The 380-nt window shown below is 46.1% G+C and carries 1 pseudogene; it reads right to left on the bottom strand.

Going from position 1 to position 380, the window contains the following annotated elements:
* Window positions 1–297, bottom strand: a pseudogene (locus J7R12_RS08740) (AAA family ATPase); the annotation flags it as partial.
* Between the last annotated feature and the right edge of the window lie 83 nt (window positions 298–380).

Below are 380 nucleotides of genomic sequence, written 5' to 3'. Positions count from 1 at the left end.
CCCCGCCGTTTCCTTTAAAACCTCAACCCATTGTTGAACCTTCGCATTTTGCTTACCCAATTGCCCTGCATAACTGCCCGCATACCATTGCGAAAACGTTCCATCCGGCATGCCAATGCGCCGCGCTACCTCTGCTTTCGACCAATCATTCATTTGCCCCAAAGCTCTGACTGAATCCACAAGCTCATTCCATAAAGCAATATCATCACTGTTGCGGTTTTGTGCTGTTCCATTAGGCTGGATTTTAGGTCGTGCCCAAGGATTTTTATCGACCGTTGCATTTATCGCGTTTTTCATCTATAATCCCCTCTTGTATTGATTTTAGACTATTGAATGGGTAGGCTCCCACCTACCCGTTTTTCGTTACTCTAAAGCCGTAC

Origin of the sequence: Bartonella vinsonii subsp. vinsonii, assembly GCF_902825235.1 — a bacterium.
In the GTDB taxonomy this organism is placed as follows: domain Bacteria; phylum Pseudomonadota; class Alphaproteobacteria; order Rhizobiales; family Rhizobiaceae; genus Bartonella; species Bartonella vinsonii.
Note: the sequence above shows the minus strand (reverse complement) of the source record. Positions and strands in the feature narration are given on the sequence as shown.